At 65.0% G+C, this 24,304-nt stretch carries 25 protein-coding genes; 11 read left to right on the top strand and 14 right to left on the bottom strand.

Features of this window, described 5'->3' with window-relative positions:
* Positions 1-9: 9 nt before the first annotated feature.
* From LMT64_RS13085 to LMT64_RS13120, 8 genes are all read right to left on the bottom strand, one after another.
* Entirely contained in the window at positions 10-1,173 is a 1,164-nt protein-coding gene (locus LMT64_RS13085) for a glycosyltransferase (RefSeq protein WP_126352155.1), read from the bottom strand.
* A 453-nt stretch (positions 1,174-1,626) separates the two neighbouring features.
* The gene (locus LMT64_RS13090) at positions 1,627-2,121 is read right to left on the bottom strand and encodes a DinB family protein (RefSeq protein WP_126352154.1); all 495 of its coding nucleotides are present in this window, start codon (positions 2,119-2,121) and stop codon (positions 1,627-1,629) included.
* 75 nt (positions 2,122-2,196) lie between these two features.
* On the bottom strand, positions 2,197-3,144 hold the full coding sequence (locus LMT64_RS13095) for an HpcH/HpaI aldolase/citrate lyase family protein (protein ID WP_229253540.1): 948 nt from the start codon (positions 3,142-3,144) through the stop codon (positions 2,197-2,199).
* Positions 3,141-4,169: a cysteine protease StiP domain-containing protein gene (locus LMT64_RS13100; RefSeq protein WP_229253541.1), complete on the bottom strand. Its 1,029-nt coding sequence runs from the start codon at positions 4,167-4,169 to the stop codon at positions 3,141-3,143. The genes LMT64_RS13095 and LMT64_RS13100 overlap by 4 nt, the downstream gene beginning before the upstream one ends.
* A gap of 12 nt (positions 4,170-4,181) precedes the next feature.
* Positions 4,182-4,949 (bottom strand): AIM24 family protein, encoded by a 768-nt coding sequence (locus LMT64_RS13105; RefSeq protein ID WP_229253542.1) that lies wholly within the window; start codon positions 4,947-4,949, stop codon positions 4,182-4,184.
* A gap of 56 nt (positions 4,950-5,005) precedes the next feature.
* Entirely contained in the window at positions 5,006-5,767 is a 762-nt protein-coding gene (locus tag LMT64_RS13110) for an HAD family hydrolase (RefSeq protein WP_126352151.1), read from the bottom strand.
* Positions 5,764-6,867 (bottom strand): phosphoribosyltransferase domain-containing protein, encoded by a 1,104-nt coding sequence (locus LMT64_RS13115; protein WP_126352150.1) that lies wholly within the window; start codon positions 6,865-6,867, stop codon positions 5,764-5,766. The genes LMT64_RS13110 and LMT64_RS13115 overlap by 4 nt, the downstream gene beginning before the upstream one ends.
* The gene (locus tag LMT64_RS13120) at positions 6,864-7,949 is read right to left on the bottom strand and encodes an ATP-grasp domain-containing protein (protein ID WP_126352149.1); all 1,086 of its coding nucleotides are present in this window, start codon (positions 7,947-7,949) and stop codon (positions 6,864-6,866) included. The genes LMT64_RS13115 and LMT64_RS13120 overlap by 4 nt, the downstream gene beginning before the upstream one ends.
* A gap of 109 nt (positions 7,950-8,058) precedes the next feature.
* Here LMT64_RS13120 and LMT64_RS13125 point away from each other — a divergent pair, with 109 nt between their 5' ends.
* From LMT64_RS13125 to LMT64_RS13150, 6 genes are all read left to right on the top strand, one after another.
* Positions 8,059-9,636 (top strand): TerD family protein, encoded by a 1,578-nt coding sequence (locus LMT64_RS13125; RefSeq protein ID WP_126352148.1) that lies wholly within the window; start codon positions 8,059-8,061, stop codon positions 9,634-9,636.
* Between the two features lie 78 nt (positions 9,637-9,714).
* On the top strand, positions 9,715-10,290 hold the full coding sequence (locus LMT64_RS13130) for a TerD family protein (protein WP_126352147.1): 576 nt from the start codon (positions 9,715-9,717) through the stop codon (positions 10,288-10,290).
* 109 nt (positions 10,291-10,399) lie between these two features.
* Entirely contained in the window at positions 10,400-11,716 is a 1,317-nt protein-coding gene (locus tag LMT64_RS13135) for a VWA domain-containing protein (RefSeq protein ID WP_126352146.1), read from the top strand.
* Between the two features lie 64 nt (positions 11,717-11,780).
* Positions 11,781-12,380: a TerD family protein gene (locus tag LMT64_RS13140; RefSeq protein WP_126352145.1), complete on the top strand. Its 600-nt coding sequence runs from the start codon at positions 11,781-11,783 to the stop codon at positions 12,378-12,380.
* 73 nt (positions 12,381-12,453) lie between these two features.
* A complete protein-coding gene (locus LMT64_RS13145) occupies positions 12,454-13,032 on the top strand; it encodes a TerD family protein (protein WP_126352144.1) in 579 nt (192 codons plus the stop codon).
* Positions 13,033-13,222: 190 nt separating this feature from the next.
* Positions 13,223-14,272 carry a DUF475 domain-containing protein gene (locus tag LMT64_RS13150; protein ID WP_126352143.1) on the top strand — a complete coding sequence of 350 codons (1,050 nt, stop codon included), beginning with the start codon at positions 13,223-13,225 and terminating at the stop codon, positions 14,270-14,272.
* Between the two features lie 71 nt (positions 14,273-14,343).
* Here LMT64_RS13150 and LMT64_RS14210 read toward each other — a convergent pair whose 3' ends face one another.
* From LMT64_RS14210 to LMT64_RS13180, 6 genes are all read right to left on the bottom strand, one after another.
* Complete coding sequence (locus LMT64_RS14210; protein WP_126352142.1) at positions 14,344-15,651, bottom strand: hypothetical protein; 1,308 nt, start codon at positions 15,649-15,651, stop codon at positions 14,344-14,346.
* Positions 15,652-15,727: 76 nt separating this feature from the next.
* Positions 15,728-16,330, bottom strand: a complete 603-nt coding sequence (locus LMT64_RS13160; RefSeq protein WP_126352141.1) for a response regulator transcription factor — start codon at positions 16,328-16,330, stop codon at positions 15,728-15,730.
* A gap of 39 nt (positions 16,331-16,369) precedes the next feature.
* Entirely contained in the window at positions 16,370-17,542 is a 1,173-nt protein-coding gene (locus tag LMT64_RS13165) for a sensor histidine kinase (protein ID WP_170165980.1), read from the bottom strand.
* Between the two features lie 4 nt (positions 17,543-17,546).
* On the bottom strand, positions 17,547-18,329 hold the full coding sequence (locus LMT64_RS13170) for an ABC transporter permease (RefSeq protein ID WP_126352140.1): 783 nt from the start codon (positions 18,327-18,329) through the stop codon (positions 17,547-17,549).
* Between the two features lie 33 nt (positions 18,330-18,362).
* Entirely contained in the window at positions 18,363-19,238 is an 876-nt protein-coding gene (locus tag LMT64_RS13175; RefSeq protein ID WP_126352139.1) for an ABC transporter ATP-binding protein, read from the bottom strand.
* A 108-nt stretch (positions 19,239-19,346) separates the two neighbouring features.
* Positions 19,347-19,712 carry a hypothetical protein gene (locus tag LMT64_RS13180; protein ID WP_229253543.1) on the bottom strand — a complete coding sequence of 122 codons (366 nt, stop codon included), beginning with the start codon at positions 19,710-19,712 and terminating at the stop codon, positions 19,347-19,349.
* A gap of 137 nt (positions 19,713-19,849) precedes the next feature.
* Between LMT64_RS13180 and LMT64_RS13185 the strand changes: the two genes are divergently transcribed.
* The 5 genes from LMT64_RS13185 to LMT64_RS13205 all read left to right on the top strand — a co-directional run bounded on the left by LMT64_RS13185 (position 19,850) and on the right by LMT64_RS13205 (position 24,003).
* A complete protein-coding gene (locus tag LMT64_RS13185) occupies positions 19,850-21,433 on the top strand; it encodes an alkaline phosphatase D family protein (protein ID WP_126352137.1) in 1,584 nt (527 codons plus the stop codon).
* Between the two features lie 59 nt (positions 21,434-21,492).
* Complete coding sequence (locus tag LMT64_RS13190) at positions 21,493-21,807, top strand: helix-turn-helix transcriptional regulator (protein ID WP_126352136.1); 315 nt, start codon at positions 21,493-21,495, stop codon at positions 21,805-21,807.
* Positions 21,804-22,433: a hypothetical protein gene (locus LMT64_RS13195; protein WP_126352135.1), complete on the top strand. Its 630-nt coding sequence runs from the start codon at positions 21,804-21,806 to the stop codon at positions 22,431-22,433. The genes LMT64_RS13190 and LMT64_RS13195 overlap by 4 nt, the downstream gene beginning before the upstream one ends.
* Before the next feature lie 173 nt (positions 22,434-22,606).
* Positions 22,607-23,044, top strand: a complete 438-nt coding sequence (locus LMT64_RS13200; RefSeq protein ID WP_126352134.1) for a MarR family winged helix-turn-helix transcriptional regulator — start codon at positions 22,607-22,609, stop codon at positions 23,042-23,044.
* Positions 23,041-24,003 (top strand): VOC family protein, encoded by a 963-nt coding sequence (locus LMT64_RS13205; protein WP_229253544.1) that lies wholly within the window; start codon positions 23,041-23,043, stop codon positions 24,001-24,003. The genes LMT64_RS13200 and LMT64_RS13205 overlap by 4 nt, the downstream gene beginning before the upstream one ends.
* Positions 24,004-24,304: the final 301 nt, after the last annotated feature.

Below are 24,304 nucleotides of genomic sequence, written 5' to 3' on the forward strand. Positions count from 1 at the left end.
CGGGTGGTCTTACCCGGCCGCCTGCGCTTCTGTGCGCAAAAAGGTGAAGTAGGTCAGACGCTGGCGGTCAAGCAGAGCGTCACCATATTCCAGCGCTTTTTTGTAATTCTGCTGGGACATGGCCTGCAACTCTTCAGGAGTCACAAGCAGCAGCTGGGCAGCCAACTGGTCTGCGTCGTCCATATCTGTCAGGTAACGGTCGTCTATCAGTTCGGGAATCCCACCCACCGCAGTCGATATCACCGGGAGGCCTACCGCCATGGCTTCCAGCATGGCACGCGGGAGCCCTTCGGCGCGCGAAGTCATCAGAAACAAATCTGCCTGCTGCATGTGGTGACGGACCCCCTGGCCTGAAGGAACGCTTCCCAAAAAATGTACCTGCTCGGCAATCCCCAAGTCGCGGGCCAATTGCTCGTAACCTGCCCTGAGCTGACCGTCACCAATGATCGTAAGGCGAATAGGACGGTGGCGGCTGACTTTGTGCACAGCGTGGATCGCGACATCTACACCTTTATAGGGCTGAGCCAAGTTGCCCACCATAATGCAGGACAGTGTCCCTTGATGAAAGGACCGGTGTTCACTGAACGCACCGGTGTCCAGCATCACATCGGAGATACCGAATTCACGTTTAAAGCGGTGTGGGTACTTCTGTTGCAAAAAATGCCGAGTGACATATAAGTTCCCGCGTGAATTCCAGGCCAGCTGGCGCATGACCCAGACCAGAGCTGGACCAAATACTTTCCCCAAGCGGCCTCCGACCTGTCCTCGCTGAAAGAGATCGTCAGGGTCACCGATAAGTTCCATGGCGTAAGGACGCGGAGACAACTGCAACGCAGCGTAGTAAGCGAACAGCAGGATGCTGGTAGAGCGGAACACCAGCATTCGACTGCGGCGCACATTTCCCAACACCTGTATAAACAGTGCAGGTAGCTTCTGCAAAAACTGCTGTGGCCCGATGTATTTCACCAGAGGCGTAAAACTCACGCCAGGGCCATCTGCACGTAACCATCCAGGTTGAGGCTGCCCGACTTGATCACAGCGAGCAGTGACATTTACCTTCCCAAACGCCACCAGATAGCGCTGCCAGAAGGAATAATCGTGATTGGTGCTGGTCCAAATCCGGCCCTGTGCATCCATATGAAAACGGTGGTCATTGACGATCGTGACTTCCATGGTATCTCCTCAGGCGGGAAAAAAGCGCAGCTACGCAGTCATGCTTCCAGCACGCTATAGAATACATCTCTGCATCACCGCAGTTCTGTATCAATGGGATGCTCGGCACAATTGCTAGGCATCGGAAAAAAAGGCCTTGACGCTTTCCCACGCTCAATAGCAACAACTTTTCATCAGCTGAGCAGGACTTCACGGAAAGTGCCCACCGACTAGCAGCGGCCCTGGCGGTAGACCAGCACACCAGCACCGAGGTCAGCAGCAGGGTGCACAGAAGCGGCAGATGGTCCAGCCCAGATGTGGGTCATGCCCAGCCAGATGAATTTGAGCAGGCTCTCTGCAGTGTTGGGGGTTCCCAGCGCCAGCTGCGCGGTGGGGTTGGCCGCCAGAATGCCCAGAACCTGTGGAATCTGCGCAACCTCTCTTTTCTGCTCATGCCATAGGTTGCCAGGGAATTCAGGGCGTCTCGAACGGAAGCAGCAGATCCGTGTCTGGCCCCGGCGGGTACGGATGGCCCAGCACGCGGCCCAGCGCCAGCATCTGACCCTTGTGGTGGAACTCGTGCGTGAGCGGATGCATCAGCAGCCAGCGGCAGGTGACCTTCAGGGGTTGGCAGCGCCACATGATCTCCAGCGGGGTGTCCAGGTCGGTGAATTCCCCGAAAGCCTGCTCCATCAGGCGGTCCACCTCTGCAAAGGCAGAACGCAGGGCAGTGACGTCAGGCAGCTCTTCGGCCGCGGAGGCGGTCCTGGCAGCCAGGGCCACGCCACCGCGGCTCAGCCAGTTGCAGTAGCAGTCGGCCACATGGGCGTGAATGTTGCGCAGACTTCCATAGGCGAAATCCGGGTGCTGCTGCGTCAGCACGCCCGGTGGCAATGATTCCAACCAGCGGAACACCCGCTCACGGCTGCCCTGTACCATGCGGTACACCTGCTTCTGATCTTCATTCATGCGGTCACCTCCTGGAATGTCTGGAACGTGCAGCGGTCCACCCAGGATAGAGGCCCGGCGTCCGGCCTGCCCCGTTCAGCCGGTCTCGGTGCCTGCTCTCTCGGTACTGTGAAACTGGGGCATGACACCGTACAGCTCAGCGCGCAGCAGAACCTGCTCAGCCCAGTGACGGTGGGTGGTCGGTTCGCACATCCGCCCGTTCAGCTGAAACACCGCCGGGGCGTCCTCCCGCAAGATGGCCTGGGCCTCGGCATAATCGCTGCGGCCCACCTGAAACCCGTCCAGCACGGTCCGCAGCTGCGTCGGATGGACGATGGTCTTGCCCGTCAGGCCGTAATCCAGGCCCTGCTGAATCTCGCGGGCCAGTGTCTCCAGGTCACTGAACACCTCGTACACAGGACTGGACAGCGAAAGGCCATATGGGCGGAAGGTCCCCACCAGCTGACCGATGGTGGTGGCCAGTGGTCCCTCATAGAGGGTCTGCCCCGGCCGCCGCCGGACCCCCAGTGCACTCATCAGGTCGTTGCCGCCGATCCGCAGGGTCACGGTCTGCTCGGCCCAGCCCTCCGAGAGCAGCAGGTCGCGCAGCCGGATCATCTCGCGGGCACTGAAGGTCTCTGGAGTTTCCAGGGTGGGCATCACACCAAGCCGGGCATAAGGGGAGCGGTGCAGGACTTCCATGTACTCCGGCAGGTTTCCGGCGTGAATCTTGGGCAGGACCAGGCCGTCCAGGGCACTCAGGTCGAAGGTGAGCAGCGCCGCCAGCACCTGGGGTGAGCGCACCCGCACGAACCGCAGCGGCCCCGGCTGACCAGCCAGACGCGGCAGCACCACTTCCAGTTGGCGCAGCGCTGCCGGGACATCCTCAGCGCGCACCGCATCCTCGGTACAGAAGATGACGCTGGTCAGCCCCGGATAGCGCCCGGTACCCACAGCGTACAGGTCCGGATGGGTGGCGGGGGTATACATGCTGGCTCCCAGATGCCAGGGCTGAGGCACTGGGCGCAGATCAGGCACGTTCATTCGCCCTCCCCGGCGCCGATCAGGGCGGCGGCGCGGTAGGGCAGCTGCGGCACTTCGGTCACGTCCACGCCTGCCTCGTCCGCCATGACCAGCAGGTGTGCCACATCGGCGTCCTGTCGGTCCCGCACCCAGAGCCCCGCTGGGCGACGCCGCAAAAACACCCGGGTGGCCTCACCCACGCTGGGCTTGACCCGGTGGGGATCGGTCACGCCACGCGCCTGGGCCAGTTCCCAGACGGCCCCAAACGGGCGCACTGGACGTGGGCTGGCCGACCGAGAGGCCGCAGCGGGAGCCTGGGCAAAAGGCTCCCAGAGCGAGTCCAGTGCAGCCAGATACTCGCCGGTCTGGTCAAAGGGACGCAGCGCCTCCTCAATGCGGACCGCGTGACGGCCCTCGCCCCCGTCCGGGGGCAGGAACGTACGGCTGAGCAGTCCGCACACGGTGGCGTTCAGGGCCGCGTGCGGCAACAGCAGATCGTCGAAGGTGGCCGCGTGCGCTGCCACACCGGCTGGGTCGCTCAGCACGGCCAGGGTAGGCGGGCAACCGGGCGGAAGACTGCGGCTGAGGGTGCTGAAAATGCTGCCTTTGCCAGTCCAGCCGTCCACAAAGACCAGCGGCTGGCCTGGATGGGCCTGCCGGATCTGGCTCAGCGCGGCGCTGTCTAGGCCCACGCCCCGGATGATCGAAACCGTGTAGTGCGGCCAGTCGGTACCCCAGCGCCGGGCCAGACGCCGCAGCGAGCAGCCCACCGGGGTGCCGCCGCGGGCCAGCGACACCAGCACGGCCCGTTCACCGTAGTGCTGCCACAGCTCGGCGGCCAGGTCCGCCAACAGTGCCGCCACGCGTGGGCCGCAGCGCTCCAGTGACTCCGCGAAGGTCCGGCGCTGCAGGTCCGACGGGACCTCCTCGGCACTCAGCAGCTCGCCGTAGGACACCCCCTGACTGATCAGGCGCTCTTTTTCTTCCAGGCTGACCAGGCGGGGGGCCGCCTCGTCCAGCAAAACGGTCACATCCTCGGGGGGCAAGGTGCAGCGCATTTACAGCGAAGCTCCGGACACGCCGCGCATGGTGGGGGTCAGGAACACGGTGCCCTGGCCGCTCAGCACAAAGACCAGGCCCTCGCCGGTCCGGCTGGCGTTGCGCAGGCCGCGCACCAACGGCTGCAGCTGCACATTCAGCGACGCCGAATACATCAGCATCATGTCACCGTCCACCGTCAGGGTCTGGCCGCCGCTGAGCTCAATCACTTCCACTTCCGAAACCGGCACTGGCGACTCCACCACAAAGAGGCCGCGCCCCGATAGCTTGGGCTGGCGCAGCCCGTTGCCCGACAGCGCACCGGAAATGTTGGTGTGGGTGTGGGTGCCGAGCCGCATGGTGTCCTGGGCCATGTAAAAGGCGTGGTCATCCAGAATCATCTCGTCGCCGGGGTCACCGCTTGACTCGGCAATGATGAAGTGACGGCGCACCGGCTCACTGAAGATGCGGCCCTGCCCGGTGAAGCGGGTGGCAAAGGCACTTTCGCCGGTTCCCGCCGCGTTCATGGCCCGGCGCAGGAACCCGCCTTCTTGCTGCTGCTGCACGCCAGCTTGCAGATGCCCGACGCTGTACTGAAAGGCACCCGGCTCGATCAACACGCCGCTGCCCTGCAACTCGGCCTCGACCGTGAAGCGTCCGTCCATCTCGCGGGTTTCACTCAGCGAGCCGTCCTGACCGTGCGAAAAGCGGGTGACGCGGGTCAGGGCGTGGATGCGGAACGTGATCCCGTCTCCGCGGTTCTCCTGGACAAGCTGCATATGGGACATGCCGCCAAGTGTAGCGTGGCCCTGTCAGTGATCCTGCGTCATTCTGGCGCCGGAACCTAACGCTGTGGCAACGTCACCGAGCGCAGCGTCCGCATCAGCTGGCCTGCCGTCGGTGTCAGGGCAAAGTCACACTCGGCCATGAAGCCCAGGTCCGAGACCGAGTCGCCCAGGCCCAGGGTCAAGGCGGCTTGTGGGAAATAAGTCTGGCGCAGGTAGCGCACCGCGGCGGCCTTGCCCAGTCCGGCGGGCAACAGGCTGACATTGTTGGCATTGGCGATCACGGTCAGGCCCGCCTCAGCCGGAAGGGCGGCGGTCCAGGCATCCTGTAAATCGGCCAGAATCTCAGCACTGGCCTCAGGATGCTTGAGCACCGTCATGAACGGCAGGTCGTGGGCGTGGTGTACGGTGAGCCGGGCGCCGGCCTGCGCCGCCTGGGGACGTAGCCAGTCGGTCAGGCGGCCCAGTTCAGCCTGAAGCGGCTCCAGCTCGGCCCTGACCCGCGTGGCCCAGGTCTGCTCCGGCTCCCCCGCTGCATCCAGAATGGTCAGGCCGTGGTCCAGCACCCGCCAGGAAGGAAACTCCAACCCCACCCGCGCAAAGGCCGCCGGGTCACGCCCGGTGACTGGAATGACCGTGACGTTCCCGGCGGCGAGCAGGTCCAGCAGGGCCGTCTGCGCCGGAGTCATGAACGAGTGCGGCTCGCCCGCCGTGTTGACCGTGGCCGGGGTCAGCCGGGCGGAGTCGGCCCCCGGCAGCTTGCGGAGGGTCTGGAACACGGTGTCGTCAAGGTCAGCAAAGGCGACGATCTGCGAGGTCATGCCAGCCTCACGGCGCGGGCGTGGGGTCCCAGCTGGCGCAGCAGCTCTGGGTGCGGAGCCGCCTGGCCCTCATAGGTCACCAGAATGTCGGCGTAGTCCTGTGGGTCCACGTTGTAGAGGTAGTTGGGAATACCGTCACTCACATTGTCGGGGAACTCCAGGGCGTGCCGAATGGCCAGACCGGGCAGGATGGGACTGCGGGTGGTGGCGCTCCAGCGCACCTCCAGCCCTTCTCCCTCCAGCCGCCGGGCCAACGCGAAAGCGGGGAACTGAAATTCACCCTGGCCCAGCACCAGCACCTGCCCACCAGCCTCCAGGCCCAGCCCGGCAGCGTCCAGCGCCGGGTCCAGCGTCCACCCGCTGCCCAGCCGGGGGCCACCACTGGGCAGCAGCGCAGATTTGTCGGCCCCGTTGCCCGTCACGGGCGGCAGCTGGGGTGGCTGCCAGCTCGGTGCCGGGGCAAACTGGAAGCGGCCATCCAGCAGCGAGATGAAATCCACCGGCACGCCCAGGGCGGCGCGGATCTCTTCCTGACGCGGGCACCAGTCGGTCAGGCTGACCATCACCACCCGGCGGGTGGCTGGGCAGCGCTCCAGCCAGGCAGCGGCCAGGTTCTGCAGGGTGGTCCCGGTCGAGAGTTCGTCGTCCACCAGCACCAGTTCCTGGGCCGCCCGCGCCTGGGTGCCGGGGTCGTACAGGATGTGCGCCGGGGCATGCGAGTGCGGCTCGTCGAAGCGCAGCAGCACGTCCCGGTTCAGCAGATACCGGGTGGTGTGCCCAAAGGTGCCTGACACATCGGCACTGGCCTGCCAGGCCTGGAAAACCCCTTCCCCCAGCGCGGTGGCCGTTTCTGCCAGGCCGATAAAGTGGGGGCGCTGGAGGTGCGGCAATGCTCCAGCCAGTTCGGTATGCACCGCTGCGGCTGTGCTCGGCGGGATGGGGATATGTTTGCCCAGCACCCGGCTGACAAACAAGAAACCGCGCTTGGGGTTACGCCGTACCGCGTAGTCCAGCAGTTCCGGCAGGGGGCGGCTGGTACGGTCAATGTCCAGCGTCAGCGTGCCACTGGGTAGGGCGACGGTGACAGTTTCGGGGATCATGGGCGGCCTCCGCTGGGGGTGTGCAGGCCCGCTTCAGCCCAGGCGGGCAGCCCCGGCACCACCCGCACGGCCTTGTCCTCATAGACCTGAAACCCAGTCTGTACCGTGGGCAGGGCGTCCCAGTCAAGGCGGCCGGTGGCGGCGTCCAGTCCCAGCCGCAGAAAATCGACCCCAGCGGCCATGGAGTAGCGCAGGCCCCCGGAAGCGCGGGCGTTGATTTCCAGCATGTTCGCCGCGCCAGCCTGATCTTTGGTCTGAAAATTAAAGATGCCGCTCAGGCCGTAGCGCTCGGCAATCCGCCGCGCCGCTTCCGTCAGGTCGGGGCGGTCCTCAATCACCTGGCCCACGCCGAATTTGCGCCGCACCACGGCCCGGATCAGCCGCCCCTCCCAGGCCACACAGTCCACGCTGCGCTCCGGGCCTTCCAGCACCTCCATCAGCAGCATGGGCGGGAACTGCGGGGCGCTGAACAGCTCCCTGGCCGCCGCTAGGCTCATGGTGTAGAGGCTGCCACCCAGGAACCCGTCCAGGCTGGGCGGGTCTTCCAGAATGCGGAAACCGCTGGCGTAGATGCCCTGCGCAGGCTTGATGCACAGCCGCCGCCTGCTGCCCTGAAGCGCCGCATACGCCGCCCCGAATTCCTGCGGGGTCGTGAACCGCTGCCAACGTGGAATCGGCAGAATCTGCGGGTCCCAGTCTTCCAAGAAAGCGTCCTTATGGTCCAACTTTTCCTGGATATGGCGCTCGGCAGGCACGACCAACTGCACCCCCTGCGCGGCGAAACGGCCCTGATGATCGGCCAGCCATTCGCGCTCCTTGCCGGCCCAGAGCACCCCGATGCCGCGCTGCACACAGGCGTCCAGCAACCAGTCCGCGTAGGCGTCACCCAGCAGGCCTGCCGGTTCAAGCAGCGTATGGGACGCAGCGGCCAGCATGCCGTTGGCCGGGTCACTGTGGCTGGCCCACAGCTCGTACGGCGCATCGGCGTCGCCAGCAGCAGCCTGGGCACCCATCAGGGCGGTCATCTGGGCGGCAGTCACGCTGAAATTCTTGTTGAGCAGCACTCGGGTGGGTGAGGTCATCGGCCTTAGTGATAGCAGACCTGTGACGGCAAGTTGGGCCGGTCAGGCGAACCCGCCCCGCGCAAAATGGCACGCGCAGATAGGCATTCTGTGACACCCTGAAAGAATCATGACGACCGAACTACAACGTGGCCAACGGCTGCCGCTGCCCCTCGCAGATGGGGATCAGAGGCTGACCCTGGGTGCCCGGCTGCTGGGCCTGGGTGAGACAGACCTGAGTGTCTTTGGGCTGGACCCTGCGCGCCAGTTGAGCGATGACCGTTATTTCATCTTTTTCAACCAGCCGCAAAGTCCCGAAGGAGCCATCGTCCGAAACGATTCTGGTCACGAATTCAGCGTGGACCTGGCTCGGCTACCGTTGAGCATCGAGCGGCTGCTGCTGGCCGTGACCACAGATAGTGGGACGTTTGCGCAATTGCAGGGCAGCGAAGTGTGGCTCCGCAGCGGCGCGACCCACCTCAGCTTCCAGTTGGACGGCCAGATGTTTGGCGCTGAGCAGGCCGTCATGCTCCTTGAGATTTACCGCCACAGTGAAGGGTGGCGTGTCATGGCCGTCGGTCAGGGCTTCAGCGGCGGTCTTCAGGCGCTCCTTGAATCCCTCGGGGGAGAAGTGGCCCAGGAGGGTGAAGGAGTGGACGACCAGACATCACCCCCTGCCCTGACACCGGAGGCCGCGCCGCAGCCACAGTGGCAGCCGCTTCAGTCCGGCGAGCAGGCCAACGCCTCGGCACAACATTGCCGGCGCTGCGGGGCCAGAGGCAATCTCATCAACCGGCTGAGTGCTCAGGGGCTGTGCCGCAAATGCACCCAGGAGGTCAATCATGGCCTGCAACACTTCCGGACCCGTTTTCTGGCGGCCAGTGCCGACGGCATCATGGAACTGCGCGAGTGGCAGGACCTGCAAGGTGCCCTGAGCCGGGACCGTCTGGACGCCGCCGAAGCCCTGGCCTATGTGCGCAGTGACGCCCTAAACCTGTTGGAACGGACCCTGACGCTGGCCCGCGCAGACGGCATCATTACCGATCAGGAAGAAGCTGATTTCGAGCGGCTGGCTGGATTACTTGAAGTGCCCGCCCACCTCCTGCTGGGGATGCGTCAGGACATAGCAGACCTCAAGCTGGCGGCCCGACTGCGTGAAGGGCACCTACCCACCGTGCAGACCACCATCATTCTGGACGCCGGAGAGGTGGCCCATCTGGAATGCCGCGCCAGCTTCCGGCATGTTACCGCCAGCCGCAGCCGTGACATTCTAGGCCGCTTGGTCGTGACCAGCCAGAAAGTCCATTTCATCAGCGATACCGAAGGCGGTTGGAACGTGCAATACGGCAAGGTGCTGCGCATTCAGGAGCTTGCCAGCGGCGTCAATCTGGAACTGGGCGTGAAAAAGGGCAGCGGACTGTACTCGACAGCCCAGCCGCTGATTCTGGCAGCCACCCTGGACGCCCTGGTCCGGATCCATAAGCGCCTGCTGCTGATACCACAGACCGAGCGGGCCAGCCGCAGCATTCCGCAAAAGGTCAAGCTGGAAGTGTGGCAGCGGGACGCTGGCCGCTGCGTGGAGTGCGGGGACAACAACTACCTCGAATTTGACCATGTCATCCCACACAGCCTGGGTGGAGCGACCAGCGTCAGCAACCTGCAATTGCTGTGTCGGCGCTGCAATCTGGCCAAAAGCAACCGAATCTGAGCGGGGCAATGATCCCAGCGCGGCGCATGAGGCCCGCTATACTACCCCCCGAAACACCACTCAACAGGAGGTATCACCATGGCAGTATCCCTTTCCAAAGGCGGCAACGTTTCTCTTTCCAAAGAAGCTCCAGGTCTGAGCGCCATCACCGTGGGTCTCGGCTGGGACCCCCGCGCCACCGACGGCCAGGAATTCGACCTGGACGGCAGTGTCTTTCTGCTGAATGACGGCGGCAAGGTGCGCTCGGACAGCGACTTTATTTTCTACAACAACAAGACTAGCTCTGACGGCAGCGTGTCGCATAACGGCGACAACCGCTCCGGCGAGGGCGACGGCGACGACGAGACCGTGGACATCAACCTGAGCCAGGTTCCAGCAGATGTGGACAAGATCGCCGTGTGCGTAACCATTCACGAAGGGGGCACCCGCGGCCAGAACTTCGGTCAGGTGTCCAAGGCCTACATCCGCGTACTGAACAAAGACGGCGGCAGCGAAATTGCCCGCTACGACCTGTCGGAAGACGCCAGCACCGACACTGCCATGATTTTCGGCGAGGTGTACCGCAACGGCAGCGAGTGGAAGTTCCGCGCGGTGGGTCAAGGCTACCAGGGCGGCCTGGGCCCACTGGCTCAGAACTACGGCGTCAACGTCTGATCTGAGACCCACTGGGTACCAGAACAGGGGGGCAACCTTTTGCCTCCCTTTTTTTGACCGCTTCTGTACCTTTAGGACACCGGAGCCCCTTCATCTCAAGGAGTAAGGAATGACCCAACTGCAAGCCGGCCAGCGCCTCCCCCTCAGCGATCTGGGCCTGGGCCACAGCCTCACCGTCACTGTAGAGTGCGACCTCAGCGGCACCGATATCACCGCCTTCGGACTGAACGACGGTCAGCTGAGCGACGACCGCTACATGGTTTTTTATAACCAGCCGCAAAGCCCCGAAGGAGCGCTGCGCTTGGCGGCCCCCGGCACCTTCAGCCTGAATCTGGACGACCTACCGGCCAGCGTCACCGAGGTGTACCTGACGGCCACGCACGACAGCCAGCCGGTCAGCCGCGCTGGCACGCTGCGGGTCACGGTAGATGGTCAGGTCAACTTTGACGCCAAACCGCACCTTAAGGACGAAAAAGCCGTCATGCTGGTGCGCTTTTACCGTCATGGCGGGGCCTGGCGACTCGCGACAGTGGCCCAGGGATTCAACGGCGGCCTGGCGGCGCTGGTCCAGCATTTTGGCGGCGAGGTGGCCGAGGAGGACAGCGCCCCGGCGGCCCCGGCCCCCACTTCAGCGCCCATGCCCACCCCGGCCCCGGCCCCGGCCGTCAGCCTGGTCAAGGAGCGCCAGAAGGTCTTGCTGGACAAGGCTGAGCGGCAGCAGCCCGGTCTGGTCAGCCTGATCAAGCAGGCTTCGGTCAGCCTGGAAAAGCGGGGACTGGGCGAGGCCCGTTACCGGGTCAATCTGGTGCTGGACATCAGCGGCAGCATGAGCGGCGAGTACCGCAGCGGCGCCGTGCAGCGCCTTGCTGAGCGCGCTCTGGCACTGGCCACCCGCCTGGACGACGACGGCGAGGTGGAAATGTACCTGTTCGGACAGCAGGCCCACCGCCGCGGAACCCTGTCGCTGGACAATGTCAGCGGCTTCGTAGACCGCTTGAGCGTGCAGCTGGAGGGCGGCACCGACTACGGCGGCGTGATGGAATATGTCCTGACCGACGCCCGCGCCGCCGGTCATGCGCTGCCCACCCTGGTGCTGTTCATCACCGACGGCGGCACTTCCGGGCGCGAGCGGGTGGTGAATCTGATTCAGCAGGCCTCCCGCGAACCGATCTTCTGGAAGTTCATGGGGATCGACCAGACCGCCTCGGCAGGCGGCATGTTCGGCGGCATGATGCGCCGCATGGCCGAGGAGGGTTTTGGCTTCCTGGAACAGCTGGACGACCTGCAGGGCCGTACCGTCGACAACGCCGACTTTTTCAAGGTGGGCGCACAGATCAACCTGCCGGACGATCAGCTGTTTGACCTGCTGGTCAATGAGCTGGACGCCTGGCAGCGGGACGCCCGTAGCGTCGGCGTACTGCGCTGATGCGGGAACTTTACCGTTCTACGCCGCGTACCCCTGAACATCTCACCTCATAAGGAGCGGAAACATGGCCATTTCACTGGAAAAAGGGCAACAGATCAGCTTGACCAAGGCGGCGGGGCCGTCACTGAGTACCGTACGCATGGGCCTGGGCTGGGACGCCGCGCAGGCTCCCAAGAAGAGCGGCTTTCTGGGCGGCCTGTTCGGCGGTGGCGGCGCCGCCAGCATCGACCTCGACGCCAACGCGCTGCTGTTTGACGCCCAGGGCGGCCTGGTGGACGTGGTGTGGTTCAGCCAGCTGCAAAGCAAGGACGGCACGGTGCGCCACAGCGGCGACAACCGCACCGGCGCTGGGGACGGTGACGACGAGACCATCACGGTGGACCTCGCACGGCTGCCGGCCAACGTCGTGGCCGTGATGTTCACGGTCAACAATTTCACCGGCCAGGGCTTCGGGCAGGTGGCGAATGCCTACTGCCGACTGGTCAACGTCCAGGGCGAGCAGGAGATCGCGCGCTACAACCTCTCGGCGCAGGGCGACCACAGCGCCCTGATCATGGCGGCACTCAAGCGCAGTGGCAGCGACTGGACCATGACCGCCATCGGTGCCCCCAGCCGTGGACGCACCTATCAGGAAAACCTGCCTGACATCCGCCCACACCTGTAAACCGGAAAAGGGGTGGGCTGGCCTCTCTTGTGGGCCGCAGCCCACCCCTTCCCTTTAAGAAAGGACGTAGACCATGGCGCTTTCGCTGCAAAAAGGCGGCAACATCTCCCTGACCAAGCAGGATGCCAACTTGGAACGCATCACCCTGGGGTTGGGCTGGGACCCCCGCTCGACCGACGGCCAGGCCTTCGACCTCGACGCGTCGGCCTTTTTGCTGACTGCAGCGGGCCGGGTCCGGGGGGATCATGACTTCGTCTTTTATAACCAGTTGCGCTCGGCTGAGGGCAGCGTGGAACACACCGGTGACAACCGCACGGGTGAGGGCGACGGCGACGATGAAACCATCCGGATCAACCTGAGCGAAGTGCCTGCCGAGATTGAAAAAATCGTCGTGGTGGTCACGATTGATCAGGCTGAGGCCCGCCGCCAGAACTTCGGGCAGGTCAGTGGCGCCTTTATCCGCACCGTGAACGAGGACACCGGCCTGGAACTGACCCGCTACGATCTGGGCGAAGATTTCAGCACCGAGACCGCCGTGATTTTCGGTGAGGTGTACCGCTACGGCGGCGAGTGGAAGTTCCGCGCCGTGGGCCAGGGCTATCAGGGCGGCCTGGGCGCGGCTGCACGTAACTACGGCGTAGATGTCGGCTAGACTTTCACGGTACTGAATTCCGGGCGCCGAGCCTCCCTGTCCGGCTCTTCCCTTCTCAGCACTACATCTTCCAGACCGACAGCCGGCTCTCCTGTCAACGTCTCCAGTATGGGCAGTGTTCCCTGCCCCGGGAACAGCCGGAGAGCGCGCTGTCGGCCCGGCTTCATTTACTCTGAACAGAGGAACTGTTATGCAAACATTCAAACAATACTTCGGGTTCGCAACCCTGATCAGCGTGATCTGTCTGGCCGTGGCCGCCTGGGACGGGTACGCCCGCGGCGGTCATACAGCGACAGCCCTGATCGAAGCCCTGACGATTGCCGTGCTGCTGGGCATTCTGGAAGTTTCGCTGTCGTTCGACAACGCGGTGGTCAACGCCACGGTGCTGCGGACCATGTCCGAGAAGTGGCAGCGCCGCTTTCTGACCTGGGGCATCCTGATCGCTGTGTTCGGGATGCGCTTCATCTTCCCGATCGTGATCGTCGCTGTGGCGGCTGGCATGGGACTGGGCGACGTGGTCACGCAGGCCTTTACCAATCCTGACCTGTACGCCGAACACCTGGAAGACGCCCATGTCGCCATCAGCGCCTTCGGCGGCACTTTCCTCATGATGGTGTTCCTGAAATATTTTATGGACCCGGACAAGGATCAGCACTGGTTGACAGGCTTCGAGCACCGACTGGCGCGCATTGGCCGGCTGGATACCGTGCAGGCCATCATCGTCGGTGTACTGCTGACCCTGCTGGTCAACTACACCGTGGCCCCGGCCGAGAAATACTCCGCGCTGCTGGCCGGTTTCGTGGGCCTGCTGACCTATCTGGCGGTGGACGCCCTGGGCAGTCTGTTCGAGGCCGACAATGCCACCGAAAAAGCCGGAGCCGCGGGCGCTTCTGCCTTCCTGTACCTGGAAGTGCTGGACGCCTCGTTCTCGCTGGACGGTGTGATCGGTGCCTTTGCACTGACCAAAGACATCGTGCTGATCGCTGCCGGACTGACCATCGGGGCCATTTTCGTGCGGTCGCTGACGATCATGATGGTCAAGAAAGGCACCCTGGAGGCCTACCGCTTCTTGGAGCACGGCGCCCACTACGGCATCGGCGCCCTGGCGACCATCATGCTGCTCAGTATGAACCGGGAAGTTCACATCCCGGAAGTCATCACCGGTCTGATCGGTGCCGGCTTTATCGGCCTGGCCATTTGGAGCAGCCTGCGTGCCAACCGGCGTGATGCCCTGAACTGAGCTTCACCAACCGGCTGGGAGAAAGCGGGCCTACGCTTTCTCCCAGCTTTATTTTTTGCAGGTGGAGCCCTCTACAGGTCCAGCGGCCCCTTGTCACGGGAGGTCGGGGGCCGCTCCGCGCCAAGTGTTTCCAGAAAGAGGGTTTCGCGGCCCAGCCGTTCACGGCTGCCTTGGGCCGTGCCGTGCAGCAGGGTCTGGGCCTGGTCTTCCAGAGCGCGGACCAGGGCGCGGTAGGTCCGTTCGATTTCACCTTCCAGGTCCAACACGGACGGCGGCAGACTCAGGCCCAGGCGGGCGGCCTGCGCCCGTCGGCGTTCCAACTCCAGTGCCTCCTGGCGCAGCGTGGTGTAGGTCTCCTGCAGGGTCTCCAGCCGGGCCTGATGGCGAATCATCTCCCCGCCTATACCCGGGTTGCGGCTTTGTTCTTCGGCCAGCACTTCACGGAGGACCTGGAGTTGCTGGTCGATGGCGGCAAAGGAGCGGGCGGTGCGGGGCGGCAGGCTGACCTCACCCCCTGCTGAGGTAGGCGGCGCAGCCTGTCCCGATGTCTGCTCCAAGGCAGGTTCGGGCACCAAGTCCGGCTCCGGGCGGCGCAAACGTGCCCAGAGCTCGGCCAGCCGCCCGGAGAGTGAAGGAGGCGTCGGTTCATGCGGAAGGCCTGCGGGCAGAGGCGTGGGTGGATCAGCCAGCGGTTGAGGAGAAGCTGGGGGCGTGACCGGAACTGGCGTGGGTTCCGGAGCAGGCACTGGCGGAGGGACCGGGCGGGACAGCGGCGGCGCAGGCCGAGCAGACGCGTCTGGAGCGGGAGGCAGAGGTGCTGGGGACGGCGGCGCACCTACACTCAGGCGTCCGGGGGTCAGCCCCCAGCGGCGCTCCAGGGCCGCCGGTCCACCCAGCCACTCGCTGTAGTTGCGAATCCGCCAGGTGCCGCTGCGGCGATAGACCTCGGCCAGCAGCAGAGCGCCGCCCGCTTTGCCGCCTGGCTGACCCGCCGTAGGCGCTTCAGGCTGAATCGCCGCCACCACCCGGGTCGCTGTCCGCAGTTCCAGGGTCAGTGGTGGAGCCGCCAGAGAAGAGGCCCACACCACGCCCAGCTGAAACCGTTCCGGTGCCGACCGCTCCAGCTGCTCCAGGCGCAGGATCACACCCGGCACGCGATCTTCACCCTCAGCACTGGGCCACAGCACTCCCGGCACGGCGGGACCGGAGGTGAGCCCTTTGACCTGGCCCACTTCATCCAGTCCAGCCACCCACAACCGGCAGCCGGGCGGTAGATGCTGCACCACATCGCGGCCCCGCAGCCGCAGCCGCAGTTCCCGGAGAAGGGTGCGGTCGAGCCGTTCCAGATCGGTCCGTTCTCCTGCAATCAAGCGCTGCATCTCTCACCTGGGTTGAGCATGGACTTTCATCATAAAGGGAAAGCCGGTCTGCGCGGGACGCAGGATAGATGTACCACTACAGCCAGCCCTTCTCGCGGGCACGCCGCGCCGCGTCTTGGCGATTCTCGGCGTCCAGTTTGCCGATGGCTTCGGACAGGTAGTTGCGGACCGTACCCTCTGATAGACCCAGCTGCTGGGCGATGGCCGCCGTGCTCTGGGCACCTTCGGCGCAGCGGAGCACCTGAATTTCGCGCTCAGTCAGGGGACTCTGGGCGTCCCAGACCTCTTCGGCCAGTGAGGCATTGATGACCCGCCTCCCCGCATGAACTTGGCGAACGGCGTCTGCCAGCTCGTGCGAAGGCGCGTCTTTGAGCAGGTAGCCGCGTGCACCTGCGTCCAGTGCCCGGCGGAGATACCCGGCCCGCGCAAAAGTAGTCACGATGATGACCTGCACCTCCGTCAGTTCAGTCCGCACCTGCGCCGCCAGCTCCAGTCCAGTCAGGCGGGGCATCTCAATATCGGTCACCAGGACATCCGGACGCAGTGTCCGGGCCAGCTGCCACGCCGCTTCGCCGTCGGCAGCTGTGCCCACCACCTCCAGATCGTCTTCCAGAGACAGGAGTGCGGCCAGCGCACCCAGCACCAGCGATTGGTCTTCTGCCAGCAGGATGCGGATCATACTGGCCCCCGGTCGCCAGGCACCGCAAAAGTGACCATCCTAAGGATAAGCCACCCCCCCACTGTCCAGCCCCGGTTCGCCGTGTCCTTCCAGCGGCACCCAGGCCACCAGACGTGTGCCGCTCCCACCTGTCCGTTCGAGTGAACCACCCATGGCCCGCAGTCTTTCACGCATTGAACTTAGGCCGGTGCCGTCGGGGGCCAATTCGCCGCTGCCATCGTCGTGTAGCATGAGCCGGTAGCCCCCGCTCCCTGACTCCAGGGTCAGCCGAAGCTCGGTGGCTCCAGAGTGCCGCACCACGTTGGTCACCGCCTCGCGCAGCACCATCGCCAGGGTGCTTTGCAGCGGTTCGGGCAGTTCGGGCAGCGGTGCGGTGATGTTCAGCCGGATACCGGCAGTGTCCAGGGCCACCTTGGCGCGCGCCAGTTCGGCACTGAAGCCACTGCCCCGGTAACCCTGCACTGCAGCCCGCACCTCGCCCAGCGCCTCACGGGAAATCCGCTCCACCTCACGGATTTCGGCGGCGGCGCGGTCCGGGGCCTGGTCGGTCAGGCGGGCGGCCAGCTCCGACTTCAGCACAATCACACTGAGGGTATGCCCCAGCAGGTCGTGCAGGTCGCGGGCGATGCGCTCACGCTCGGCGTCGGCAGCCACGCGCTCTTTCTCGGCCTGCGCGGCCCGCAACTGCCGCATGGCCCAGCGGCCCCGCCATTCCTGATGGGCGCTGTAGGCGCCGAACAGCAGATAGGCACAGAGGGTGGTCACTCCCAGCACCACGCCCGGCCCCCACTCCTGGCCACTCCACTGTTCACGGGTCCACAGGACGGCGCCCAACAGCGGCAGGACATAAACGCCCAGCACCAGGCCCAGCGCCAGCCGCAACCGGGGCTGATAGCCCACCATGAAGGCGCCGTAGATCAGCAAGCCTGTGGCACTGGCTCCTACCACCCCGCCCAGCACGATGGCCGCAGTCAAGGTGCCCCAGAAGGCCGCCAGTGCCCACTGGGTGTCGCGGCGTTCGCCCCCGTCTTCCCGCCAGTAATAGGCCACATAGAGCGTCACGAACACGCCCAGGGTGCCCCAGAACAGCAGCCACTCTCCGGGTGAGTGAGAAGTGGCGAAAAAGGTGAGCACCTGAAACCCCAGAAAGATCAGCCAGCCCAGCTGCACCAGGCGGCGGGGGCGACCACTTCGCCTGAGCAGCCTAAGCATCAGGTTATTCTCGCGCTTCGTCACGGCGCATGGCAACTGCGGCAATCACCGCGAACAGCAGCGTGTAGCTCAGCAGCACCAGCCAGCTGAGGCCTTCATTCGCGCCGCTGCCGACTGCAGAGCGGGCCACCACACCCAGGTGGTAGGTAGGCAGCACCGGGGCCACCCGGCTCAGGAAGGCAGGCAACATTTCCAGCGGCATGGCCAGACCTGACGCGAACACCAGCAGCAGACTGGCGACGTTCGCCACCACAACCGCCGCTGCCGGGCGCACCAGAAAGCCCAGCGCCAGTCCCAATGCGACCAGCGGCGTAGCGCCCAGCAGCAATTTGAGCAGGGCCTCCACCGACGCACCCCAGCCCAGCCAGACCCCACCCACCACGCCAGCAAAGGTCATCAGCAGCGCCACGGCCGCGCCGCCGTACAGCCAGGCGGCCAGCACTTTGGCCAGGATGTAGGTGGGCAGCGGCATCGGCGAGGCGCGCAGCAGCCGCAACCAGCCCACCTTGCGCTCGTCGGCCACATTGACACCGAAGGAGAACAGGGACAAGGAGATCAGGGAAAAGGCGGCCAGGTTCAGCAGAGCTGTGCGGCTGAACTCTAACGGCATGCCATCACGGGGCAGGCCGAACAGCGAGTAGAACAGCACCGGAAAGCCCACCGTACCCAGCAGGAACATCGGCTCGCGGGTCAGGCGGCGGCTCTCGGCCAGGGTCAGTTGGGCCAGGGCAGACCAGAACGGCGGGCGGGCAGAGGCGGCGGCGGGAGTGGGAATGGTCTGGGTCATGGCAAGGTTCCTTTTAGGGCCTGAGCAGCAGCGTCAGGCCGTGAGCTGTAAGTAGGCGTCTTCCAGGGTGGAGCGGGTCACTTCCAGCTCGCTGAAGGAAATTCGGCGGGCATACAGCTCGGCCAGTAGGGCTTCCGGGTGCTGGGTGTGCAGCTCAGCGCAGCCTGCGTGATCAGTGCTGGCCTGGGTCACCAAGGGCAATGCCTGCAGTTCAGCCAGCACCAGATCACAGCGCAGCCGCACGCGGGCGCCGCCTACACTGGCACGCAGCTGATCGGGAGTGCCGTCGGCCACCACCCGCCCGGCGGTCATCACCACCACCCGGTCAGCGGTCCGCTCGGCTTCTTCGAGGTAGTGGGTGGTCAGCAGCAGGGTCCGTCCCTGATCTCGGAGCTGCTGCACGGCGTCCCAGAACAGAGCGCGGCTCTGCGCATCCATGCCGGTGGTGGGTTCATCAATCAAGAGCAGCTCCGGGTTACCTACCAGCGCCAGCGCAAAAGCCAGGCGCCGTTTCTGCCCGCCTGAGAGCTGGCCCGCCCGGCGGCCCGCCAGCTCGGACAGGCCCACTAGCGCCAGTACCTGCGAAAGTGGCAGCGGCGCAGGGTAAAAGCTGGCCACCAGACGCAGCGTTTCACAGACGGTCAAGCCACCGGGCAGCGCGCTTTCCTGCGGCATCGACCCGATGCGGGTGCGCGCTGCCCCGCCCCGTGGGTCATGGCCCAGCACCCGCACCTGGCCCGCAGTGGGCGCAGCCAGCCCCAGCAGCAGCGAAATAGCCGTGGTCTTGCCCGCTCCATTTGGCCCCAGCAGCGCGGTCAGTTCGCCGGGGCGCAGCGTCAGCGAGCACTCACGCAGCGCGGTCACCTGGCCAAAGGTTTTGGTGACGCCTCGCAGTTCGGTTGCGTTCATGCTTACAGTGTGGGCGCCTGACGAACGCCGGCGTAGTGTGCCCTGTCAGGCGCGGGAGATGACAGCTGTCACCCCCCGCGCTTCACTACAGTGAAGGTCTTCCCTCTCCTACTCGTCCGGGTCCGCCTTCCAGTCGGTGCCCAGGTAGGCCACCGACACCAGCCCAGCCAGGGCATGCCAGTACTGCCTTTCTCTGGTGTTGGCGTCCAGCAGCCGGGGCATCAGCGCCAGCAGCGGCACGCTGAGCAGCTCGGTCTGGCCGTGCACCCGGAACGGAATTACCCGCCGCAGGGCCAGGGGATAGTCGGTCAGTGCGGCCACCCCCAGGTAGGACAGGGCGGCGAGCTGCGACGCCCGCCGCGTTTTCTCCGGTAGTCCCAGCGCGCCGGGCAGCCAGAACATGCCTGCACACGCCAGGTAATCGACAGCGCCGTGCGTACGGGGGGTCAGGCACCTGGGGGTCAGCAGTTTCATGCTCCCACTATCGGGGGTCCAGGCTGCCGGAGCGTGACCGTCACATGGAGGCGGGCCCCCGCAAAGTTCTCATGCCCGCCGCCTGGCGAGGCTGCCCGACTGACCGCCCGCTGACCCGCCGGGCCTACCCTCCGAGCATGACCAGGCCCACTGCCGCCCATCCACTGAGCCGCCGCGCCTTTTTGCAGGCGGCGGCCATCGTCACCGGCAGCGGCCTGCTCAGCCTGAGCAGCTGCGCCCCGGCGCTGCACCTGCGCTACCCGGAGAACCCCTTTACGCTGGGTATCGCCAGTGGTGACCCGCTGGCAGACAGCGTGGTGCTGTGGACCCGGCTGTCGCTTGACCCGCTGGGACCGACCGGGGCGGGCTTGCCCGGTGGGCCGATCGACGTGACCTGGGAAGTCGCCCACGACGAGGCGTTCCGTCAGGTGGTGCAGCAGGGCCGCTCCCCCGCCACACCTGAACGCGGCTACGCCGTTCATGCCGAGGTGTATGGCTTGGAGCCGCACCGCGTGTACTACTACCGCTTTCACTCCGGCAACGCGACCAGCCCGGTGGGACGGACCCGCACCCTGCCCCGCGCCCAGGACAACGTGCAGGAACTCAACCTGGCCTTCGTGTCGTGCTCGGATTATCAGAACGGCTACTTCGGGGCCTACCGCGCCCTGGCGCAAGACGAGCTGGACCTGGTGGTCCACTTGGGCGACTACATCTACGAGTACGGGCCCAACCCGGAAGGCGTCCGGCAGCACAGCGGCCCAGAAATCGTGACGCTGGAAGATTACCGCCGCCGTTACGCGCAGTATCACGCTGACCCTGACCTTCAGGCGGCCCACGCCTCGGCACCCTGGGTGGTGGTTTGGGACGACCATGAGGTAGAGAACAACTACGCGGCCGCGATCATGGAAGCCCGCGCCAGCGACGAAGCTCCCGTCAGTGAGGCCGACTTCTTGACCCGGCGCGCCGCCGCCTATCAGGCCTATTACGAGAATCTGCCGCTGCGCCGCTCCAGCCTGCCCAAGGGGGCAGACATGGGGCTGTACCGCCGCTTCAGCTACGGACAGCTGGCCAGCTTCTCCATGCTGGACACCCGGCAGTACCGCACCGACCAGCCGTGCGGCGACGGCTTCGCACCCGCGTGCGCCGCCGTTATGGACCCCAACGCCACCCTGACCGGCCCGCAGCAGGAGCGCTGGCTACTGGAGGGCCTGCAGGCGTCACAGGCCCGCTGGAACGCCATCGGCCAGCAGGTGATGATGGCCCGTTACGACTGGCCTTTCGGCGAGGGTGTCATCCTCAACATGGACGGGTGGGACGGCTACCACGCCGCACGCGGGCGGCTGCTGGGCTTCATGGCGCAGGGGCAGGTCAGCAATCCAGTGGTGCTGACCGGGGATATCCATTCGGCCTGGGTGCATGACCTGAAAGCTGACTTTCTGCGGCCCGAATCGGCCACGGTGGGCACCGAACTGGTCACCACGTCCATCAGCGCGGACTTTCCGGCGCAGTTCGTGGCGCCCACGGCAGGTGGCCTGAAGGACAACCCGCACACCCGCTACTTCAACGGTGCACAGCGGGGCTACGCCCGCGCCCGCATCACCCCAGACACCTGGCAAACCGACTTCCGGGTGATCAGCGACGTGAAGGCGCGGGACGCCGCAGTCAGCACCGACGCCAGCTGGGTCATTGAGCACGGGCGAGCCGGGGCGCAGCGGGCCTGAGGATTCGTCAAGATATACCTCTTTATCTGATACATCTAAAATTGAGGTATAATCCTGGCATGAACCAGAAAGAGCAATTACGGCTCCTGATTCTGGCGGTCCTGGGCCGTCAGCCGGAACATGGCTACGCCATTGCCCAGGCCATCAAGCTCCGCTCCGAAGGGGTTCTGAGCGCCCGCGAGGGCAGCCTTTATCCCACGCTGCATTTGCTGGAAAAAGAAGGCCTGGTGCAGAGCAGTGAAGTGGAGGCCTCTGGACGGGTGCGGCGGGAATACCGCATCACCGAGCAGGGCCGCGAAGCCCTCCAGTCGGCCACCGGGACGTGGGAACATCAGGTACGTGCGGTCGGGGCGGTGCTGGGCAGTGCATCATGACGCCCGAACACTGGCTGAACGTGGCCACCCACGGCCTGGCCCCCGCTTCTGCCCAGCGCGTCACGCAGGAGTACCTGGACCACCTGCAAGACGCCGAAGAAGCTGGCGAGCCCCGTGAGGCTGTGCTGGCCGAATGGGGCGATCCCCACCAGGCCAACCGGGAGCTGAAAAAGGCCCACCTGACTGTCCGGGAGGCCAGGTATCTGCCGGTGGTGTTCGCGCCTACCTGGCAGGGGCTGAAAAAGTCCTATCTCCAGGACCTCGGCTTCATCGTCCTGATGGCCTTCCTCAGAACGCGGGATGTCATGTCCGGGGCGGACTCTGCCTCCGTCGGAATCTGGTTGCTGGCAGGCTTGCTCCTGCTGCCTCTGGTGCGCTGGATCATTCTCAGCCGGGACGAATGGAGTCTGACCGTCAGGGCAATTTTCTCCTGGCTCCTGGATGTCATGACGGTGATGGTGCTGTTCATTGTGGCTGCCATGCTGACCTACCGCAGCACCGACCTGGGCTTCGCCATAGATGACCGCACCGATATGCTGACCGCCCTGGCCTTGATCGCTTACCTGATCTACCACGCCTCCAGGCTGCTCACGGCTGTGCAGGCCACCCGCAAAGCCGTCTTCTGAACTGGTAAGAAATGGCCCGTCTCCGGGACGATAGGGCTGACGTAATGCCCGGAGACGACCTACCCCAATTCAGAATAAGCCCAGCCCAGCCATTCCACAACTATTTGCCTTGCAAGGCAAATAGTTGTATGCTGCTGTCATGATGACACTTTCACGCCCTACCGGAGCCGCCTATGGGCCGCCTCTCTGAAACGGAAACAGCGGCCTGGCGCGGCTTTCTGAGCGTGCATGGTCGGGTCTGGAAACAGCTGGACGCCGAGTTGCAACAGGCGTTCGGCTTGGGTCTGCCGGCTTATGAGTCGCTGCTGACCCTCGAAGAACAGGGCGAACTGCGCATGACCGAGCTGGCCCAGCGCCTGCGCTTCAGCTCCGGCGGGCTGACGCGGCTGACCGACCGCCTGGAAAAAGAAGGCCTGGTCCAGCGGGTCCGCTGTGACACCGATGGCCGCAGCTTTCAGGTCAGCCTGACAGGTCCAGGCAAGCACCAACTGCAGCGGATGCACGTCGTTCATCTGCGTGGGGTCCGCGAACAGTTCCTAAGCCATCTGGATGACACCGAGCAGGCCTTGCTGGGCCGCATCTGGGGGCGGATGGAAGGCGGCGGGGCATGACCCTTCAGTTTTGCGGCATTCACCATGTCAGCGCCCTGAGCGCCGATATTGCCCGCAACCTCGACTTTTATACCCGCGTGCTGGGGCTGCGGCTGCTCAAGAAGACCGTGAATCAGGACTCGCCCAGCATGTACCACCTCTTTTACGGGGACGGCGTAGGAAGTCCCGGCAGCGAAATGACCTTTTTCGACTTTCCCCGCGCGGCCCGCGAACACCGGGGCAGCGATTCCATCAGCCTCACCGCCTTTCGGGTGACCGGCACTGCGGCGCTGGACTTCTGGGAGACGCGGCTGCGGGAGCATGGCGTGCTGGTGACCGCCCGTCAGCTGGATGGACGCAGGCGGCTGGAGTTTGAGGATGTGGACGGCACCCGGTTGGCACTTGTGGATGACGGCGGCCAGGGACCGCGCGGCCTGCCCTGGAGCGGCAGCGATGTGCCTGGCGAGTACCAGCTGCGTGGCCTGGGCTTCAGCGGCCTGACCGTGAGTGACCCAGGCCCACTGCGCAGCTTGCTGGAAGACGGTCTGATGATGACCGAAGTGCGCCAATACCTTGACGGCGGCCACCCGGTGCATGTCTTTCAGATGGGGAACCAACCGGAGAGCCGCAACCCAGCCCAGGAGCTACATGTCACGCTGCGCCCTGACCTTCCCCGCCACCGGCCTGGGGCGAGCAGCGTCCACCACATCGCCCTGCGGGTCAAGGATCAGGCCGAGCTGCGCGGCTGGATGATGCATCTGAGCCTCCTGGGGTACCCCAACAGCGGCGAGGTGGACCGTCACTGGTTCCGCTCGGTGTACGTGACGGCCCCTGGCGGTCTGGTCGTCGAACTGGCCACCGATGGCCCCGGTTTTGGCATAGACGAGGACATGGACCACCCGGGCGAAAGCCTGATTCTGCCGCCCTTTTTGGAACCGCGCCGCGCCGAGATTGAGGCGAGGCTGCGCCCGCTGACCTGAAAGCCAGCATGACTGCACCGAGAAAAACCGCTGCTGACCCCAGAGCGGCTTCGGCTCGACTTGGGGACATGACAGCGGTAGAGGCAGGCCCGCAGCACCCACGCACAGGTGGGCGGCGGGCCGGGGGGAGCCTCCGTGACTCAGCAGACCACACCCTCACTGCCGGCACAAGCAAATGTGCGGATCGGTGCAGGCGGTCCACCAGCGGGCCTGTTCTAGCTCTCCAAAGTACATCTATTTGCTTTGCAAGATAAATAGTTATATGTTGTACCCATCAGTGGAAGTGACACCTTCCGCTTCC

The sequence above is a fragment of the Deinococcus radiophilus genome, assembly GCF_020889625.1.
In the GTDB taxonomy this organism is placed as follows: domain Bacteria; phylum Deinococcota; class Deinococci; order Deinococcales; family Deinococcaceae; genus Deinococcus; species Deinococcus radiophilus.

Bases quoted from the DNA above. Each gene is read 5' to 3' on its own strand.
- LMT64_RS13085 (WP_126352155.1), bottom strand. From the start codon at position 1,173: ATGGAAGTCACGATCGTCAATGACCACCGTTTTCATATGGATGCACAG.
- LMT64_RS13090 (WP_126352154.1), bottom strand. From the start codon at position 2,121: ATGAATGAAGATCAGAAGCAGGTGTACCGCATGGTACAGGGCAGCCGT.
- LMT64_RS13095 (WP_229253540.1), bottom strand. From the start codon at position 3,144: ATGAACGTGCCTGATCTGCGCCCAGTGCCTCAGCCCTGGCATCTGGGA.
- LMT64_RS13105 (WP_229253542.1), bottom strand. From the start codon at position 4,949: ATGTCCCATATGCAGCTTGTCCAGGAGAACCGCGGAGACGGGATCACG.
- LMT64_RS13110 (WP_126352151.1), bottom strand. From the start codon at position 5,767: ATGACCTCGCAGATCGTCGCCTTTGCTGACCTTGACGACACCGTGTTC.
- LMT64_RS13115 (WP_126352150.1), bottom strand. From the start codon at position 6,867: ATGATCCCCGAAACTGTCACCGTCGCCCTACCCAGTGGCACGCTGACG.
- LMT64_RS13120 (WP_126352149.1), bottom strand. From the start codon at position 7,949: ATGACCTCACCCACCCGAGTGCTGCTCAACAAGAATTTCAGCGTGACT.
- LMT64_RS13125 (WP_126352148.1), top strand. From the start codon at position 8,059: ATGACGACCGAACTACAACGTGGCCAACGGCTGCCGCTGCCCCTCGCA.
- LMT64_RS13130 (WP_126352147.1), top strand. From the start codon at position 9,715: ATGGCAGTATCCCTTTCCAAAGGCGGCAACGTTTCTCTTTCCAAAGAA.
- LMT64_RS13135 (WP_126352146.1), top strand. From the start codon at position 10,400: ATGACCCAACTGCAAGCCGGCCAGCGCCTCCCCCTCAGCGATCTGGGC.
- LMT64_RS13140 (WP_126352145.1), top strand. From the start codon at position 11,781: ATGGCCATTTCACTGGAAAAAGGGCAACAGATCAGCTTGACCAAGGCG.
- LMT64_RS13145 (WP_126352144.1), top strand. From the start codon at position 12,454: ATGGCGCTTTCGCTGCAAAAAGGCGGCAACATCTCCCTGACCAAGCAG.
- LMT64_RS13150 (WP_126352143.1), top strand. From the start codon at position 13,223: ATGCAAACATTCAAACAATACTTCGGGTTCGCAACCCTGATCAGCGTG.
- LMT64_RS14210 (WP_126352142.1), bottom strand. From the start codon at position 15,651: ATGCAGCGCTTGATTGCAGGAGAACGGACCGATCTGGAACGGCTCGAC.
- LMT64_RS13160 (WP_126352141.1), bottom strand. From the start codon at position 16,330: ATGATCCGCATCCTGCTGGCAGAAGACCAATCGCTGGTGCTGGGTGCG.
- LMT64_RS13165 (WP_170165980.1), bottom strand. From the start codon at position 17,542: ATGCTTAGGCTGCTCAGGCGAAGTGGTCGCCCCCGCCGCCTGGTGCAG.
- LMT64_RS13170 (WP_126352140.1), bottom strand. From the start codon at position 18,329: ATGACCCAGACCATTCCCACTCCCGCCGCCGCCTCTGCCCGCCCGCCG.
- LMT64_RS13175 (WP_126352139.1), bottom strand. From the start codon at position 19,238: ATGAACGCAACCGAACTGCGAGGCGTCACCAAAACCTTTGGCCAGGTG.
- LMT64_RS13180 (WP_229253543.1), bottom strand. From the start codon at position 19,712: ATGAAACTGCTGACCCCCAGGTGCCTGACCCCCCGTACGCACGGCGCT.
- LMT64_RS13185 (WP_126352137.1), top strand. From the start codon at position 19,850: ATGACCAGGCCCACTGCCGCCCATCCACTGAGCCGCCGCGCCTTTTTG.
- LMT64_RS13190 (WP_126352136.1), top strand. From the start codon at position 21,493: ATGAACCAGAAAGAGCAATTACGGCTCCTGATTCTGGCGGTCCTGGGC.
- LMT64_RS13195 (WP_126352135.1), top strand. From the start codon at position 21,804: ATGACGCCCGAACACTGGCTGAACGTGGCCACCCACGGCCTGGCCCCC.
- LMT64_RS13200 (WP_126352134.1), top strand. From the start codon at position 22,607: ATGGGCCGCCTCTCTGAAACGGAAACAGCGGCCTGGCGCGGCTTTCTG.
- LMT64_RS13205 (WP_229253544.1), top strand. From the start codon at position 23,041: ATGACCCTTCAGTTTTGCGGCATTCACCATGTCAGCGCCCTGAGCGCC.